Here is a 16,527-nt window from a genome sequence, read left to right on the forward strand (position 1 = left end):
CCAGCATCACGCTGGCTTTTTTTGTGTCCGCAATCCGGACCAGAGTGGCAGGGTCTCCCCTGCCCTCTTCTTGTCAGACCGTAGCGATCAGGCCTCGGCTTTGCCCCAGACGTCGCGCAGGGCCACGGTGCGGTTGAACACCAGCTGCTCCGGGCTGGAGAGCTTGTTGTCGGCGCAGAAATACCCTTCACGCTCGAACTGGTAGGCAAACTCCGGCTTGGCGTCCTTGAGGGAAGCCTCGACCCGGGCACCCTTGATGATCATCAGGGAATCCGGGTTGAGCGCCCCTTCGAAGTCGTCTTCGGCTGCGGGGTTCGGCATCTTGAACAGACGATCGTACAGGCGGATCTCCGCCGGCAGGGAGTGAGTGGCGCTGACCCAGTGGATCACCCCCTTCACCTTGCGGCCATCGGCCGGATCCTTGCCCAGGGTCTCGGGGTCATAGGAGCAGTAGATGCAAGTGACCTTGCCCTCTGCATCCTTCTCGACCCGCTCGGCCTTGATGACGTAGGCATTGCGCAAGCGTACTTCCTTGCCCAGCACCAGACGCTTGAACTGCTTGTTCGCCTCCTCTTTGAAGTCCGCCTCGTCGATGAAGATCTCGCGGCTGAAGGGCAGTTCACGCGTGCCCATCTCCGGCTTGTTCGGGTGAGCCGGTGCGGTCAGCACCTCGTCGGCGGCCAGGTTCTCGATGACCACCTTCACCGGGTGCAGCACCGCCATGGCACGGGGAGCGTTCTCGTTGAGATCATCGCGAATGCAGGCTTCCAGCATGCTCATCTCGACGATGTTGTCCTGCTTGGTCACGCCGATGCGCTTGCAGAACTCGCGGATGGAGGCCGGGGTGTAACCACGGCGGCGCAGCCCGGAGACGGTCAGCATGCGCGGATCGTCCCAACCGCTGACGTGCCCCTCGGTCACCAGCAGGTTCAGCTTGCGCTTGGACATGACGGTGTATTCGAGGTTCAGGCGGGAGAACTCGTACTGACGGGGGTGGCAGTCGATGCTGATGTTGTCCAGCACCCAGTCATACAGGCGGCGGTTGTCCTGGAACTCCAGGGTGCACAGGGAGTGGGTGATCCCCTCCAGGGCGTCCGAGATGCAGTGGGTGAAGTCGTACATCGGATAGATGCACCACTTGTCACCGGTCTGGTGGTGGTGGGCAAACTTGATGCGGTAGATGACGGGATCGCGCATCACCATGAAGGGGGATGCCATGTCGATCTTGGCGCGCAGGCAGGCAGAGCCCTCTGCGAACTCACCGTTCTTCATCTTGGCAAACAGCGCCAGGTTATCTTCCACGCTGCGATCGCGGAACGGGCTGTTCTTGCCCGCCTCGGTCAGGGTGCCGCGATACTCGCGCATCTGCTCGGGGGAGAGCTCGTCCACATAGGCCAGCCCCTTCTCGATGAGCTCGATGGCATAGCCGTGCAGCTTGTCGAAATAGTCGGAGGAGTAACAGATCTCGCCGCTCCACTCGAAGCCGAGCCACTGCACGTCCTGCTTGATGGATTCGACGTACTCTATGTCTTCCTTGACCGGGTTGGTGTCATCGAAGCGCAGGTTGCATTGGCCCTGGTAATCCTTGGCGATGCCGAAGTTCAGGCAGATGGACTTGGCGTGGCCGATATGGAGATAACCGTTCGGCTCCGGCGGGAAACGGGTATGCACACTCTTGTGCTTACCACTGGCCAGATCTTCATCGATGATCTGACGGATAAAGTTGGTTGGGCTGCTCGCCTCGCTCATGAATTCACCTCGAATGTCTCAGCTCATGGGGCAACCGCGCGCCCCCGCTTAGAAACCGACAATGATCCACTATTCATCCATGAGGCTCAACAGGAATTTGCCGCCGCGCCCTGGCTGACGTCATTTGCCTCGACGCGGGGTCGCTTCCCGGCCACAGACTTCCTTTATTCCGCCGCCATCGGCTCTCGGGCAAGCGACTTCCCCACGGATAAGCGTGGGATGTACCTGGGCATAAAGGTGTCCTGTGAGCACATACACATGGCTGCTTGATATTGCGGCGAGATCACACTTCAATGTTTTGAAACAAGCTTGTAACATTTAGCAAATCACACCGTGAAGCTGAACAGAGTTGGAACCAACAGAAACCAGGCATTTTCCAAACGGCATCATCCTAGTATCCTATTTACAACTTTGTCATTTTGCTGCGACATCAGGGAAGATGGTCGACAACACCTGTCCCCTCCCTTTCCCCCGAGCCACTCGCCTCATCCTCAAACAGGTAGCTGAGCCATGTCCTACTCCGTATCAAGACGTGATTTCATCAAGCAGTGCGTCATAGCCGGCATCGCCGTCTACAGCGCCCCCCTCCTCGCCAACCTCTCCCTGTCCGGCATGGAAGACGAGATCTTCGATCCCGCCTTGCTCGGCCAGTGGAAGCAGGGTGGCAAGGTCAAGTTTCGCAGCGATGGCCTGGCCAAGGTCACCGGCCAGAAGATCTACAGCCGGGACTATCGCGCCCAGGATCTGGCTGGCTGGCCGTCCCAGCAGCAACATGCGCTGCTGATCCGGGTCGACAAGGCGGATCGCCTCTATCTGGGGCTGGATCTCTCCATGCTGCCCGCCAATGCCCAGCCCAGCCGGGTGATCACCGCCGCCGATCTGCTGCGCGATGGCATCGAGCTGCCCGCCTTCTACGGCATCAACATGATGGTGAGCGAGGGCACTACCCCGGACTACCTGGGCCATGCGGCCGCCATGCTGTTCTTCCCGGATTTCGCCACCTTCAACAGAGCCAAGCACACTCTGCAATTCAACGACAAGGTGGTGCGCTACGGCGAGGTGACGCCGCTGGTCGCCGCCTCCCGCGATCCCTGGGCCTGCTGGCGCATCATCCGGATCGAGGGCAAGCTCGGCATGTCAGATCAGTACAGTGCCTTGCAGAATGGCCTCTTCTTCCCGGCTATCGCCAGCCACCAACCGGTATGGCCGACGGCCAGAGCCGATGGCAACGCCGGTGAGCAGGGGATGCATCAGGCCGAGCTGGTCCACAAGGAGCTGGAGGCCGAGGACGCCCTGGTACTGGATCGCACCTATCAGACCCAGTTCATCGAGCCCATGATGATGGAGCCGGAAAACTTCAACGGCTGGTTCGACGCCAAGGCGCGCACCATGCACCTGGTAGTGAGCACCCAGTCCCCCCACGACTTCTATTACGAAGCCGCCGAGATGCTGGCCAAGGGGCCGCTGGCCGGCAAGGTCGACAAGCTGGTGGTGCACTCCCCCTTCATCGGCGGTGGTTTCGGGGCCAAGGATCACACCATATTCCCCTTCTACGGCCTGCTCGCCACCCTCTATGCCGACGGCCCGGTGCGCCTGGCCAACGATCGTTTCGAGCAGTTCCAGGGCGGCCTCAAGCGTCATCCGTTCAACATGCACAACAAGCTGGTGCTCGACAAACAGAGCGGCCAGTTCCGTGCACTGATCAGCGCCATGACAGTGGACGGCGGCGGCCGACTGAACTTCACCGGTTCGGTGACCAGCGTAGGTGCCAGCGCCATCCAGGGGGTCTACTACCTGCCCAAGAATGACATCACCGCGGTCGCCCTGCCCTCCGAGAACCCGGATTGCGGCTCCATGCGAGGCTATGGATCCTTGCAGTCCATGGCGGCCATGGAGATGATGGTCAACGAGGCCGCCGCACTGCTGAACATGGATCCGCTGGCGCTGCGCCGCCGCAACCTTATCAAGCCCGGTCAGCCCAATACCCAGGGGGCCATTCCCGAGGGCAACAACCGTTACCCCGAGATCCTGGCGATGGCCGAACAGCACGAGATCTGGGCCCAGCGCCTGGCCAGAAAGCAGGCTTATGAGGCCCAGCATCCGGATCGCCTGCACGGCACGGGTTTCAGCATCACCACCAAGGACTATGGCACCGGCGCCGTGGCCCCCTCCGCCTGTGTCGAGCTGACCAGCAAGGGAGAGATCCTGCTCAAGATCAGTGGCATGGAGATGGGTACCGGGATCCAGACCTCCCAGGCCGAGATCGTCAGTCGCTACCTGGGCCAACCGGCCGACACCATAGCGCTCGCCGAAATCGCGCTCTGGGAGAGCTTCAAGCTGGAAGAGACCGACAACCCCTACACCATCTCCCAGGAACGCCAGGACGAGATGCAGAAGAACCCGCGCTGGACCCTGGCCATTCCGCAGGCCTCTTCCGCCTCCATCTCCTCCTACTTCCAGAGCCACGCCACCGTCGCGGCGGCCCGCATCCTGTTCGAGCAGACGCTCTGGCCGGCGGCAACCGCCATCTGGCGCAAGCAGTACTTCGTCGGCCAGGCGAACCTGGATCTGGGGCCCGCCAGCGAGGCGAGCTGGACAGCTGCGGGGCTGACCACCCGTGGCATGCCGCCGCTGCCGCTCGCCCTGCTGGCGGCCCACGCTCACGCAAATGGTCTGATTACCGGCGCCATGGTGCACAGTTTCAACCGCTGGGCCTGGGCCGAGTGCGACTTCACCATAGAGGGACAGAGCCAACGTCTGCCCATCGATGCGCTGGCGCTGCGCTACGGCGACGGGGCCAGCAGCGAGAAGCGGGCGCAGGCCGACGCCAACGGCTACCAGCTGCTCGATCGCACCCAGGCCCACTATCCCAGCACCAGCCTGAACAACGCCATGGTGACCTACTACGCCCCCTGCGCCACCCTGGTGGAGATAGCACTGGAGAAAGGCTCGGGCAAGGTACATATCCTGTCCGCCCACAGCTGGCTGGACGCCGGTCGGGTCATAGTCCCCGAACTGGTGGAAGGCCAGATCCAGGGCGGCCTGGCCATGGGGGTCGGTCATGCGCTGTATGAGTACCTGCCCGCCGGGCAGGACGGGCCGGGCAACGGCACCTGGAACCTGAACCGCTATCAGGTCCCCCTGGCGCACCAGCTGCCAGTCTGGAACCTGACCCACACCCTGCTGGAGCCCCTCTCGCCGACCGATGCCACCAAGGGCATAGGCGAAGTGGTGATGATCCCCGTGGTCGCCGCCCTGGTCGAAGCCATCTATCAGGCGACCGGCACCCGCTTTTACCATCTTCCCGTCACAGCAACCGACATTCAGAAGGCCATCCAATGACCACAGTAACCATGACCATCAATGACCGTCTCGTCGGCCCGCTCGAGGTGGATGACAACACCATGATGATCGACTTCCTGCACGAGTATGTGAACCTGACCGGCACCAAATTCGGCTGCGGCGTCGGCGTCTGTCATGCCTGCACCATAGTCGTCGACAAGGAGGATGGCAGCAGCGAGAGCGTGCGCACCTGTATCAACGGGGTGGGCCGCTTCAACGGCAAGCGAGTTCGCACCGTGGAAGGACATGCAATGCGCAACAGCATGGGCAAGATCATCGCACTGAGTCCGGTGCAGCAAACCTTCCTGGATCACTTCTCCTTCCAGTGCGGCTGGTGCACCTCGGGTTTCGTCAACGAGACCACTGTGCTGCTGGAACGGCTGCGCAAACAGCCGGTGGGGGTGGCCGATCTGGAGCAGACTATCTCGGCGGCACTGAACGATCACGTCTGCCGCTGCACCGGTTACAAGAAATACTACGAGGGGGTCAAGGCCATGCTCATCAAAGAGGGAGTGGTCAAATTATGAACCTCTCCAGACTGGCATTAGCACTGCTGCTAGGCATCGGGGTCGTCACTGGCGCCAAGGCCCAGGATCCCTTGGTTGAGCAAGGGCGTTATCTGGCCAAGGTCGGCGACTGTGCCGCCTGCCACACCACCGAAAGCGGTCAGACCTACGCGGGTGGCCTGGCCTTTAAAACCCCCTTTGGCGTCATCTACTCCACCAACATCAGCGCTGACAAGAAACAGGGTATCGGCAACTACAGCTATCAAGACTTCTATGAGGTGATGCACAACGGCAAGGCGCCAACAGGGCGTCTCTACCCCGCCATGCCTTACACCTCCTATCACCTGGTCACGGATGCAGACATGAAGGCACTCTATGCCTACTTCATGCAGACCAAGCCAGCCGCCACCCCGAACCGTGACAACGAGGTCGGCTTCCCCTTCAATGTGCGCACCGGGCTATTGGGCTGGAATCTGGTGGCTCATGACGACACCGCCTTCGCCCCCGACGCAACAAAAAGCGCCAATTGGAATAGGGGTCGCTATCTGGTAGATGGCCTGGGGCATTGCGGCGAGTGCCATACGCCACGCAACTTCTTCATGGCAATGGATTCATCCCACTATCTGCAAGGGGCCAGGATCGAAGGGGTGATGGCCCCCAACATCACCGCCACCGAGCTCAGGCGTCAAGGCTGGACCCAGGACTCCCTGAGCAAGCTGCTGCAAAAAGGCTACTCGATCAAAGGGGGCGTCTTCGCAGGCATGTATCCGGTGGTGGAGAAGAGCTTTGCCTATCTAACAGAGGAAGACATGCATGCGGTGACCAGCTACCTGCTCGACAGCGACACGCCCCTCTCATCCCCTGAGCCCAAACCGGCTACCCTGGATACCCGGCATCCCGGTTATGCCCTCTATCGCAACTACTGCACCGGCTGTCATGGCCAAGACGGTCAGGGCAAGCCGAACGTGACTCCGGCCCTCTCCAGCAATGGAACCCTGGATCAGCCGAGTCCAGTCAATACCCTGGCCATACTGCTCCATGGGATCCCTGCCCAGAGCTACAGCCAGACCGAGCGCTTTGCCCCCATGCCCGGGTACATCAATGAGATGAGTGATCAGGATCTGGCGGATCTGACCAACTTCCTGCGCCAGACCTGGTCTAGTCAATCCGTCAAAGTGAGTGCCGACGAGGTCAGGACGCTTAAGCAGGAGCTGGCCGAGCATCATGAGTGACCATCACGTCGAAGTACTGCGCCAGAGCTTGACGTGGCTGGCCCAGGGCAAAAGCGTCTGGCTGTGCAGCATAGTGGCCACCTATGGCTCGGCCCCTCGTCCCAGGGGGGCACTGTTTGCCACCGATGGTCTCTGTCGCAGCGGCTCCATCTCCGGTGGCTGCATCGAGGATGCCTTCGTCGAGAAGCTGGCCAGAGGAGAACATGACGCCCCCCTGAGCCTGCTCGACTATGGCTCCCACCTGACCCCGGATGGCAGCCAGTTCGAGTTGCCTTGCGGAGGCAGTATCCAGCTATTGGTCGAGCACCTGATGCCAGGGGATGAGGCCACCCAAGACTTGAATAGGTGGCTGGCCTTGCAGCAAGGCGCCACCTCCTTCGTGCGAGAGGTTCGCATTGCGCAAAGGGAGAGGACCTACCTGAGCGGCGAACGCCTTTGCGGGGACGAGCCAGGGGTAGTCCGCCTCGCCTATGCCCAGCGCTGGCGCCTGCTGCTGCTGGGGATCAGTCAGGTGAGCGAGCAGGTGGCCAGGCTCGGACAGGCCGCCGGCTTCGAGGTCTTGCTCTGCGATACCCGCGAAGCTTACCGATCCGACTGGCACTGGGGACCCGAGCAGGGGGGCATAGCGGTGCAGTGGTGCGATCCCGAACGTTTCGTCGAGCGTCACGCCACAGCCCAGAGCGCCGTGCTCGCCCTGGCCCACGACCCCCGCATCGATGACGCCGGGTTGATGGCGGGGCTCGAATCCGACGCCTTCTACCTGGGCGCCATGGGCTCGGTACGCACCAGCGAGCGCCGACTGGAGCGATTGCAACGGATAGGGGATAGCAGCCAGGCGCAGCTGGCGCGGATCCATGCCCCCATCGGACTGCCCATCGGCAGCAAGTCCCCGATCGAAATCGCCATTGCCACCCTGGCCGAGGTGATCGCCGTCCGCCATGGCATCCGCATGAGGCTCAGGCAAGATGCAACCTGAACGAGTCGCCCTGCTGCTGGCCGCCGGTTTCTCCCGTCGCTACGGCAGTGACAAACGTCTGGCGGGTTCGCCTCCGCTGATCCTGCGCACCCTGGCGACCCTGCTCCCCAGCCATGATCGCGTACTGGTGGTGCTGCGCCGCGAAGACGAGGTGCTGCGCCGCCTGCTGGCGGACTCCGGGGCAGCGTTGACCCAGGTACCGATCGACGGCGGCCTGGGGGACAGCCTGGCCCATGGTGTCCGTACCCTGCTCAGCCAGGATGGGCCCATCCACAGCCTGCTGGTGGTACTGGCCGACATGCCACACCTCTCCCCCGCTAGCCTCCAGGCCTTGCAGGTCGCCCAGGATGGCTGCTCGCTGGTTCGCCCCGTTTACCTGGGGGAGCAGGGCCACCCCGTCAGCTTCCCCGCCGATCTGCTGGCCGAACTGGCCCGCCTCTCTGGCGATCGAGGCGCCAAGCAGGTGCTGGATCGCCACATCGACCGGCTGATCTGTCTGACACTCAACGATCCCGGCTGTGTGCAGGATATCGACTGGCCAGACGACCCGCTCTGACCGGCCAATCCTCTGGGGCAACATTTCCCGCACCTTTCACTCCATCCCCGCCAGACTCCGTCCGGCGCCCCCTGCACGACAGATAAAAAAAGACCCCGCACCAGGCGGGGTTTCAAGATGAAAAATCAAAACAGACTCACACACAACAAAGGTTCACACGCACAGTCAACCTTTCCCAAAGCCGATGGCAGATCGACCTTGGGAAAGGTGGGTCTTGCGACCCACCCGGTGTCAACGGTCAGCAACCATCAGTTCAGTTCGGTGACGCGGCCAGTGCGCTTGCCATCGAAACTGGTGGTGCGCAGCCAGACCTTGCCAGTCACGGTCGGCTTGGCCGCCGCGTCATAGGCGTTCCAGTGCTTGCCATCCAGGCTGTACTGGATGGGCAGACCCGGCAAGTCCACGTTCGCATTGAGCACGCCGTCAACGACCCTGGCGCCCGGCACAGAGAGACGATATTCGACGCCCTGGAGATCCAGTTTCGGCAACTGGCGCTGGCCCAGCAGGTTGGCAAAGCGGTTCCACTCCTTGGCCAGGGTCGCCTTGTTGACGAACTGGGTCTCGCCGGAGAACTCGCGGCCCTTCACGTAGGGCAGCTCGAAACCACCTTTGTGCCAGGCACGCTCGGCCACCGAGAAGATGCGCGGATAGACCATGTACTCATACTGGGCATCGGTGCGGACCGTCTCGCTCCACAGCTGGCCGGACATGCCCTTGAACTTGACCGCATCCTGATCGCCCTTGGCGACGAAGGCATTGCCATCCCGGTCGACCGAGGTCTCGGCGTTCTGCGGCAAGTTTTCCGGGGCGAAGGCGAACACCTTGCGGGTGTCGTTGAAGCGGGTCGCCCAGTAGTAGCCGCGCTCGGCCGGGTGTACCTCGTTCGGGAAGTCGAAGTAGAGGTAGTCCGGGTTGGAGAGCACCACCTCATAGCCCTTGTGCGCCCACTTCATCGCCTCGTTGAAGCCGCCCCAGTAGAGGGTTTCCCAGAAGTTGACCCGGGTCTTCTCGGTGGCGAAATCCTTGGCGCTGTTCGCGTACTTCAGACCATCTTCCCACGCCTGCAGGGTGGAGAAGCCGTGGCCCTTGACCATCTCGCTCACTTCCTTGGCGAAATAGACAGGCAGCTCCTGCACATCGGCAATCTTGCCGTCGGCGATCATCTTCTGGCACAGGGGGGACTTGCCAAACGGCTTGTCCTGCTTGCTCCAGTCGGTATTGCCCTTCCAGGCCACCAGATCGGCGGGCTTGGTGGTGGCCGGATCCTGATAACCCCCGCCCAGCATGATGTTTTTCGCCTCGTCACCGCCATAGTGCCAGGCGGTCAGCGGCTGGCCGGCGGCCTGGTGCATCTGGGCCACTTCATCCATCACCTTGGCGACGAAGGTGGCGGCACCTGGCTGGCAGGGGTTGATGAAGGACATCTTGTCGTAGAACTGCACCGAGGTGATGTTGGAGCTATCGGCCGGATCGGTCAGGCGATACTGGTTCGCTTCGGTTTCTTTACCCTCGGCCATCAGCCGCTGGTAGCGCGCTTCCATGGATACCACGGCGGCACGGGCATGGGCCGGCATGTTGATCTCCGGCACCACGGTCACGCCGCGCGCCTTGGCGTAGCGCACCAGCTCGATGTAATCCGCCTTGCTGTAGAAGCCGGAACCCTGGTTGTCCGCAGCCGGACCCGAGCCCAGCTGCGGCAGCAGACACTTGGTTTCGGACAAGTCGTGGCAACGCTCGGCACCGACCTCGGTCAGCTCCGGCAAACCGGGGATCTCGAGGCGCCAGCCCTCATCGTTGGTCAATCCCAGATGCAGCACGTTGAGCTTGGTGGCCGACATCTGATCGATCAGCTTGTGCAGGGTCTGCGGGGTTCTGAAGTGGCGGGCCACGTCGGTCTGCATGCCGCGGTATTCGAAGCGCGGTGCATCCTCGACGCTCATCTGGCTGACCCGCTTGTCATCGACCCCTATCAGGGAGATGAGGGACTGGGCTCCCCAGAAGGCGCCATTGACGTCGTGACCACGGATGATGGCGCCATCCTTGCCGATGTCGAGCTGATAGCCTTCGGCCTGTTTGACCTTGCTGCCGAGCTTGATGGTCACGGGATAGCCGGTGTCGGAGAGGGTGACACCCAGCTTGGTCAGTTGCGCCTTGATGGCATCAGCGCGATCGGTCGGCAGGTCCAGGGTATCGAGCTTGATGCTGGCGAGATCCACCTGCGGACCCACCTTGATGAGCTGTTTTGCCGGGGTCGGCAGTATCTGGTTATCGATCTGCTGTGCAGAGAGCAGCGTGCTGGTGCGGTTGGCCTCATAACGGGTCTGCGCATTCATCAGAACGTTGTTGTCATCCTTGGTGCGCTTCCAGCCATCGGCCGGCATCGGCTTCTCATAGCTGGTGGCATCATCGATGTTGCTCATGCTGGCGATCACCTTGGGTTCGGCACCCTCGGCGGAGACATACCAGCTCGGCATGATGTCAGATTCGAACAGTACCCAATACTCCACCACCAAAGGCACTTCGACAGTGACATCCTTGGCAAAACCCTGGAACTTGTCGGTGGGGGTCAGGCGATAGAGGTCGCCGGTCAGATGCTCGATGGCAAACTGATCGTTGTCGACCCGTTGAATGCGACGGATGGAGGAGACGTAGATCTCCCAATCCTTGGAATTAACGTCTGCGCCCTGATTGGTCAGGTGCAGTTTGGCCACGCCACAGCTGGCCCATTCAGAACCTAGCGCCTGGCAATCCAGACCGGCTCCGGCACCATCATTGGTGACGACTTCGTACTTGACGACGAGGTTGCTGGCGAGGGAATCGACCAGGGCCTGGTTGGCGGCATCGACGGCCATGGCAGGCGCGGCAAAAACGCCAGACATAGCGAGGGCTAAGAGAGAGATTTTGAGTGTCATAACTGCTGCTCTTGGTTGAAGTAAAGATTGGAATTGCTTGGCTTTTTTTATGGTGGGCCCCATAGGCGGGGCCCTATTTATGTCAACAATGGACTTAGGCTTGAGCGGACGGGCAGGAGGAGGCGCCCGTCCGGGTAACACTTAACGCAGGGACTTCATCTCACCGGCAATGATCTCGGCCAAGGGGCCCAGAATCACTTGCAGGTTCTGTTCACCCAGCTTGACCACACCGGCGGCGCCGAGGGCCTTGAGCTGACGCTCATCGACGATGCTGCGGTCTTTCAGGGTCAGGCGCAGACGGGTGATGCAGGCATCGATAGTGACCAGGTTGTCATGACCACCCAGCACTTCCAGATACTGCTTGGCCAGCTCGGTACGGTCAGTTATCTCGGCTCTGGCCGGGATGGCTTCGTCGTCTTCACGGCCCGGGGTCTTCAAGTTCAGCTTGACGATGACCAGACGGAACACGCTGTAGTAGATGCCGAAGAACACCAGACCTTGCAGCAGCAACATGTACCAGTTGACGGCCAGCGGGTTACGGCTGGAGAGCACCATGTCCACCAGACCGGCACTGAAACCGAAACCGGCAATCCAGTGCATGCTGGCCGCGATGAACACGGAGATACCAGTCAGTACGGCGTGGATCACGTAGAGCACGGGGGCCACGAACATGAAGGAGAATTCGAGGGGCTCGGTCACACCGGTGAAGAAGGCAGCGAAGGCGGCTGCGATCATGATGGAGGCGACCTTCTCTTTGTTCTCTTTCTTGGCGGTGTGGTAGATGGCCAGGGCGGCGCCCGGCAGACCGAACATCATGATGGGGAAGAAGCCAGCCTGGTACATACCAGTCACACCGGCAACCGCTTTACCGGCATCGATGGAGCTCTGACCGCCCAGGAAGTTCGGGATGTCGTTGATGCCAGCCACGTCGAACCAGAATACGGAGTTCAGGGCGTGGTGCAGACCGATCGGGATCAGCAGACGGTTGAAGAAGGCGTAGATACCGGCACCGGTAGAGCCCATGCCGACGATGGACTCGCCGAAGTGAACCAGACCACCGTAGATGACAGGCCAGACAGCCATCAGCACGAAGGAGACCGCCATCATGACCACGGAGGTGATGATGGGAACCAGGCGACGGCCGGAGAAGAAGGCCAGCGCCTTGTGCAGCTCGACGCTGCTGAAGCGGTTGTACAGCTCAGCCGCGATGACACCGGTCAGGATACCGATGAACTGGTTGCTGATCTTGCCAAAGGCAGCAGGAACCTGCTCGAGCGGGATACCTTGCAGCTGGGCAACAGCGCCCGGGCTCAGCAAGGTGGTGACCACCAGGAAACCGACCAGGCCGGCCAGGGCGGCGGAACCATCTTTATCCTTGGACATACCGTAAGCGACACCAACCGCAAACAGGATCGGCATGCTGTCGATGATGGCGGCACCGGCCTTGATCAGGAACGCGGCCAGAGGGCTGCCGCCACCCCAACCATTCGGGTCAATCCAGTAACCTATGCCCATCAGGATCGCTGCGGCAGGCAATACCGCTACCGGCACCATCAGGGCACGGCCGATCTTCTGTAAATAACCGAGAATGTTCACGGCTCCTCTCCTTAGTAAGTGTTTTTCTATGAGTTAATGTTTTTCTATAAATTAAGTGCTTATTACGTTCAACGCATAAGCCATCAAGGCTTGATTGGCAGTCTAGGTCTTTTATTTCGCTTCGCAAATTAATAAAGCCATAATCGTGATCATTATCACCCAAACGACATAAAGTTAGCGGATAGATGTGGCTTAGTTTCCAATCTTTATTTACGCTATGAAACAACTAAGATTTGCCATTACGTCTTACCATCGTGCCCATGCCGGTGACAACAAACTAGAGGTACTCGAAATGCGTCTGATCCCACTCAAGTCAGCCAGCCAAGTCGGTCTGTGGTCTGCCCGTTACATTGTCGATCGCATCAACGCTTTCCAGCCGACCGCCGAGCGCCCCTTCGTACTGGGTCTGCCCACGGGCGGCACGCCGCTCAATACCTACAAGCGTCTGATTGAGTTGCATAAAGCGGGTGAGGTCAGCTTCGAGCACGTGGTGACCTTCAACATGGACGAGTACGTTGGCCTGGCCGAGGAGCATCCCGAGTCCTACCACAGCTTCATGCACAACAACTTCTTCAGTCACGTCAACATTCGCCCGGAAAACATCAACATCCTCAATGGCAATGCCGCGGATCTGGTGGCCGAGTGCAAACGCTACGAAGACAAAATCAAGTCCTACGGCCGCATTCATCTGTTCATGGGGGGGGTCGGCAACGATGGTCACATCGCCTTCAACGAACCGGCTTCTTCTCTGGCGTCCCGCACCCGGGTCAAGACCCTGACCGAAGATACCCGCATCGCCAACTCCCGCTTCTTCGGTGGCGACATGGAGCAGGTGCCCAAACTGGCCCTGACCGTGGGCGTGGGTACCCTGATGGATGCCGAGGAGATCCTGATCCTGGTGATAGGTCACGGCAAGGCCCTGGCCCTGCAAGCGGCCGTCGAAGGTTGCGTCAACCACATGTGGACCATCTCCACCCTGCAACTGCATCCCAAGGGCATGATGGTGTGCGACGAGCCCTCCACCATGGAGTTGAAAGTCAAGACTGTCCGCTATTTCCAGCAGCTGGAAGCGGACAACATCGGTCGTCTGTGAGGGTAACGCCATGTACGCATTGACCAACTGCACCCTCTACACCGGCAGCGAAGTGCTGACCGGCCATGGGGTGATCATCGATGGCAACCAGATTGTCGCCATCAAGCCCCTGGCGGCGCTGCCTGCGGACGTGGCTCGCCACGATCTGGACGGCGCCAACCTGAGTGCCGGCTTTATCGACTTGCAGCTCAATGGCTGCGGCGGTGTCATGTTCAACACCGATATCACCGCCGAGACCCTGGCCACCATGCAGGCGGCCAACCTCAAATCCGGCACCACCAGCTACCTGCCGACCCTGATCACCAGTCCGGATGCGGACATGAAACAGGCGGTCGCGGTCACCCGCAGTTACATGCAGGCGCGCGCCAATGAGGTGCTGGGCGTCCATCTGGAAGGGCCCTATACCAACCTCAAGCGCAAGGGCATACACCCGGCGGATCAGATCCGCCAGCCCGCGGACGAGATGATCGACTTCTTCTGCGCCAACGCGGATGCCATCGCCAAGATTACCCTGGCCCCGGAGCGCAACAGCCCTGAGCACATTCGTCGCCTGGTCGAGGCTGGCATTCTGGTCTCAGCGGGTCACACCGCGGCCAGTTACGAACAGGCCATGGCCGGTTTTGAGAGCGGCATGCGCTTTGCCACTCACCTCTATAACGCCATGACCCCGACCGTGAACGGCCGCGAGCCAGGTGTAGTCGGTGCCATCTACGACAGGGATGATGTCTACACGGGTGTCATCGTCGATGGCCATCATGTGCACTGGGCCAACGTGCGTCTCGCCCACAAGGTGCTGGGGGAGCGACTGGTGCTGGTCACCGATGCAACCGCCCCGGCCGGTGCGCCGGAAGGCTTTGAGAAATTTGATTTTTGTGGCGCCACCGTCTATTTCCGTGATGGTCAGTGCGTCGATGAGAATGGTACACTCGGCGGCTCTGCCCTCACCATGATTGAAGGGGTGGAAAATCTGGTCAAACAGGTGGGGTTACCCCTCGCCGAAGCGCTGAGAATGGCCACCCTATACCCTGCACGCGCCATTGGATGGGACTCACGTCTCGGTAGTATCCAGGTCGGCAAGATAGCCAACCTCACCGTCTTCGATCAGGCCTTCAAGGTCCTCGGGACCGTGGTTAACGGACACTACACACAACAGTGACATCATGACTGGCGGACAAATAGCAAACGTAGACCTTATCAAGCAGGTCAATTGTGCAGCCGTGTATCGGCTCATCGACCTGCAAGGCCCCATCTCCCGGGTCAAGATTGCCGAGTTGAGTCACCTGGCCCCGGCCAGCGTGACCAAAATAACCCGGCAACTGATCGAGCATGGTCTGATCAAGGAGACCTCACCGCAAGCCTCAACCGGCGGGCGGCGTGCCATCTCCCTCACCACCATCAAGAATCGGTTCCAGTTTGTGTCCGCCAAGTTGGGTCGAGGCTACCTGCAACTGAGTCTCTATGATCTCGATGGCAAGGAGCTCGACCAGCACATCACCGAAGTGACCGAGATAGACCAGCAACCCGTGGTCGACATGCTGCTGCGCGAAATTGGCGCCTTCATCGACGCCAATCAGGAGCGCAGCCGCAATCTCATCAGCATCGCGCTCACCATGCCGGGTCTGGTCAATCCGGAATCGGGTATGGTCATCTATACCCCCAAATACCAGATCCGCAACCTGGCCCTGGCCAAGTTGCTGGAGAACCACTTCAACCTGCCCTGCTACGTCGGCAACGACACGCGCTCCCTGGCACTGGCCGAACACTTCTTCGGCGAGTCCCGCGACTGCATGGACTCCATCCTGGTCAGTGTTCACCAGGGTGCGGGGTCGGGCATCATCACCAAGGGCAAGGTGTTCCTCGGCCAGAACCGCAACGTCGGCGAGATAGGCCACATTCAGGTCGAGCCCCTCGGCAAGCGCTGCCACTGCGGCAACTTCGGTTGCCTGGAGACCATCGCCTCCAACGAGGCCATCGTCGACAAGGTCAAGGAGCTGATCAGCCGCGGCCACCAGAGCAGCCTGCAGGACAAGTACATCAGCATCCATGAGGTCTGCAAGGCTGCCCTGGCTGGCGATGAACTGGCGCGCAGCGTGATTGAGAATGTGGGCGAGCATCTGGGCCGGGCCGTGGCCATCACGGTCAACCTGTTCAACCCGCAGAAGGTGCTGATCGCAGGCGAGATCACCGAAGCCGAGGAGATCCTGTTCCCGGCCATCCGTCGCTGCGTCGAGCATCAGTCCCTGCCAAGCTTCCACCGTGGCCTGCCCATCGTGAAAGCCCGCTTCCAGAACCAGCCCACCATCGGCGGCTTCGCCCTGGTCAAGCGCGGTCTGCTGGAAGGGGATCTGCTGCAGATCATCATGGAACAGAAGTGACGGCGCGCCGCTGAGGCGGCAGGTCAGATACCACAACGGCAGCCAATGGCTGCCGTTGTCATTTGTGCGTTGTCACTCCCCTTCGCCGCTATCCTGCCCGGCAGGACTTGAACAAGTCCAGAGCATTATCATAGGCGCGGGTCTTGACGTTCATGATGCCCAGCACTGCATGGGGGAACAGCTGAGAATA

General features: G+C 60.7%; 11 protein-coding genes. 8 read left to right on the forward strand and 3 right to left on the reverse strand.

The genetic code is table 11. The features are described 5' to 3' along the window. Positions 1–87: 87 nt before the first annotated feature. Positions 88–1,749 carry a glutamine--tRNA ligase gene (glnS, locus tag BN1130_RS01030; RefSeq protein WP_042039713.1) on the reverse strand — a complete coding sequence of 554 codons (1,662 nt, stop codon included), beginning with the start codon at positions 1,747–1,749 and terminating at the stop codon, positions 88–90. 510 nt (positions 1,750–2,259) lie between these two features. Between glnS and BN1130_RS01035 the strand changes: the two genes are divergently transcribed. The 5 genes from BN1130_RS01035 to BN1130_RS01055 are packed head-to-tail and all read left to right on the forward strand — an operon-like array spanning position 2,260 to position 8,361. After that, positions 2,260–5,091 (forward strand): xanthine dehydrogenase family protein molybdopterin-binding subunit, encoded by a 2,832-nt coding sequence (locus tag BN1130_RS01035; RefSeq protein WP_042039714.1) that lies wholly within the window; start codon positions 2,260–2,262, stop codon positions 5,089–5,091. Further along, positions 5,088–5,618, forward strand: coding sequence for a (2Fe-2S)-binding protein (locus BN1130_RS01040; protein WP_042039715.1), 531 nt, complete (start codon positions 5,088–5,090; stop codon positions 5,616–5,618). The genes BN1130_RS01035 and BN1130_RS01040 overlap by 4 nt, the downstream gene beginning before the upstream one ends. Beyond that, positions 5,615–6,829, forward strand: a complete 1,215-nt coding sequence (locus BN1130_RS01045) for a cytochrome c (RefSeq protein WP_042039717.1) — start codon at positions 5,615–5,617, stop codon at positions 6,827–6,829. The genes BN1130_RS01040 and BN1130_RS01045 overlap by 4 nt, the downstream gene beginning before the upstream one ends. Then, complete coding sequence (locus BN1130_RS01050) at positions 6,822–7,805, forward strand: XdhC family protein (protein WP_042039720.1); 984 nt, start codon at positions 6,822–6,824, stop codon at positions 7,803–7,805. Before BN1130_RS01045 ends, BN1130_RS01050 begins: the two co-directional genes overlap by 8 nt. Further along, the gene (locus BN1130_RS01055; protein ID WP_042039722.1) at positions 7,795–8,361 is read left to right on the forward strand and encodes a nucleotidyltransferase family protein; all 567 of its coding nucleotides are present in this window, start codon (positions 7,795–7,797) and stop codon (positions 8,359–8,361) included. The genes BN1130_RS01050 and BN1130_RS01055 overlap by 11 nt, the downstream gene beginning before the upstream one ends. Before the next feature lie 248 nt (positions 8,362–8,609). Here the strand turns inward: BN1130_RS01055 and BN1130_RS01060 are convergent, their stop codons facing one another. Then, positions 8,610–11,273, reverse strand: a complete 2,664-nt coding sequence (locus BN1130_RS01060; protein WP_042039723.1) for a beta-N-acetylhexosaminidase — start codon at positions 11,271–11,273, stop codon at positions 8,610–8,612. 141 nt (positions 11,274–11,414) lie between these two features. Next, positions 11,415–12,869: an N-acetylglucosamine-specific PTS transporter subunit IIBC gene (gene nagE / locus BN1130_RS01065; RefSeq protein WP_042039724.1), complete on the reverse strand. Its 1,455-nt coding sequence runs from the start codon at positions 12,867–12,869 to the stop codon at positions 11,415–11,417. Positions 12,870–13,161: 292 nt separating this feature from the next. Here nagE and nagB point away from each other — a divergent pair, with 292 nt between their 5' ends. The 3 genes from nagB to nagC are packed head-to-tail and all read left to right on the forward strand — an operon-like array spanning position 13,162 to position 16,337. After that, the gene (gene nagB / locus BN1130_RS01070) at positions 13,162–13,962 is read left to right on the forward strand and encodes a glucosamine-6-phosphate deaminase (RefSeq protein WP_042039725.1); all 801 of its coding nucleotides are present in this window, start codon (positions 13,162–13,164) and stop codon (positions 13,960–13,962) included. Between the two features lie 10 nt (positions 13,963–13,972). Then, positions 13,973–15,118 carry an N-acetylglucosamine-6-phosphate deacetylase gene (gene nagA / locus BN1130_RS01075; RefSeq protein ID WP_042039726.1) on the forward strand — a complete coding sequence of 382 codons (1,146 nt, stop codon included), beginning with the start codon at positions 13,973–13,975 and terminating at the stop codon, positions 15,116–15,118. A gap of 4 nt (positions 15,119–15,122) precedes the next feature. Beyond that, positions 15,123–16,337 carry a DNA-binding transcriptional regulator NagC gene (nagC, locus tag BN1130_RS01080; RefSeq protein ID WP_042039727.1) on the forward strand — a complete coding sequence of 405 codons (1,215 nt, stop codon included), beginning with the start codon at positions 15,123–15,125 and terminating at the stop codon, positions 16,335–16,337. The last annotated feature ends 190 nt before the right edge of the window (positions 16,338–16,527 follow it).

Origin of the sequence: Aeromonas rivuli, from assembly GCF_000820045.1 — a bacterium.
GTDB classification, from domain to species: domain Bacteria; phylum Pseudomonadota; class Gammaproteobacteria; order Enterobacterales; family Aeromonadaceae; genus Aeromonas; species Aeromonas rivuli.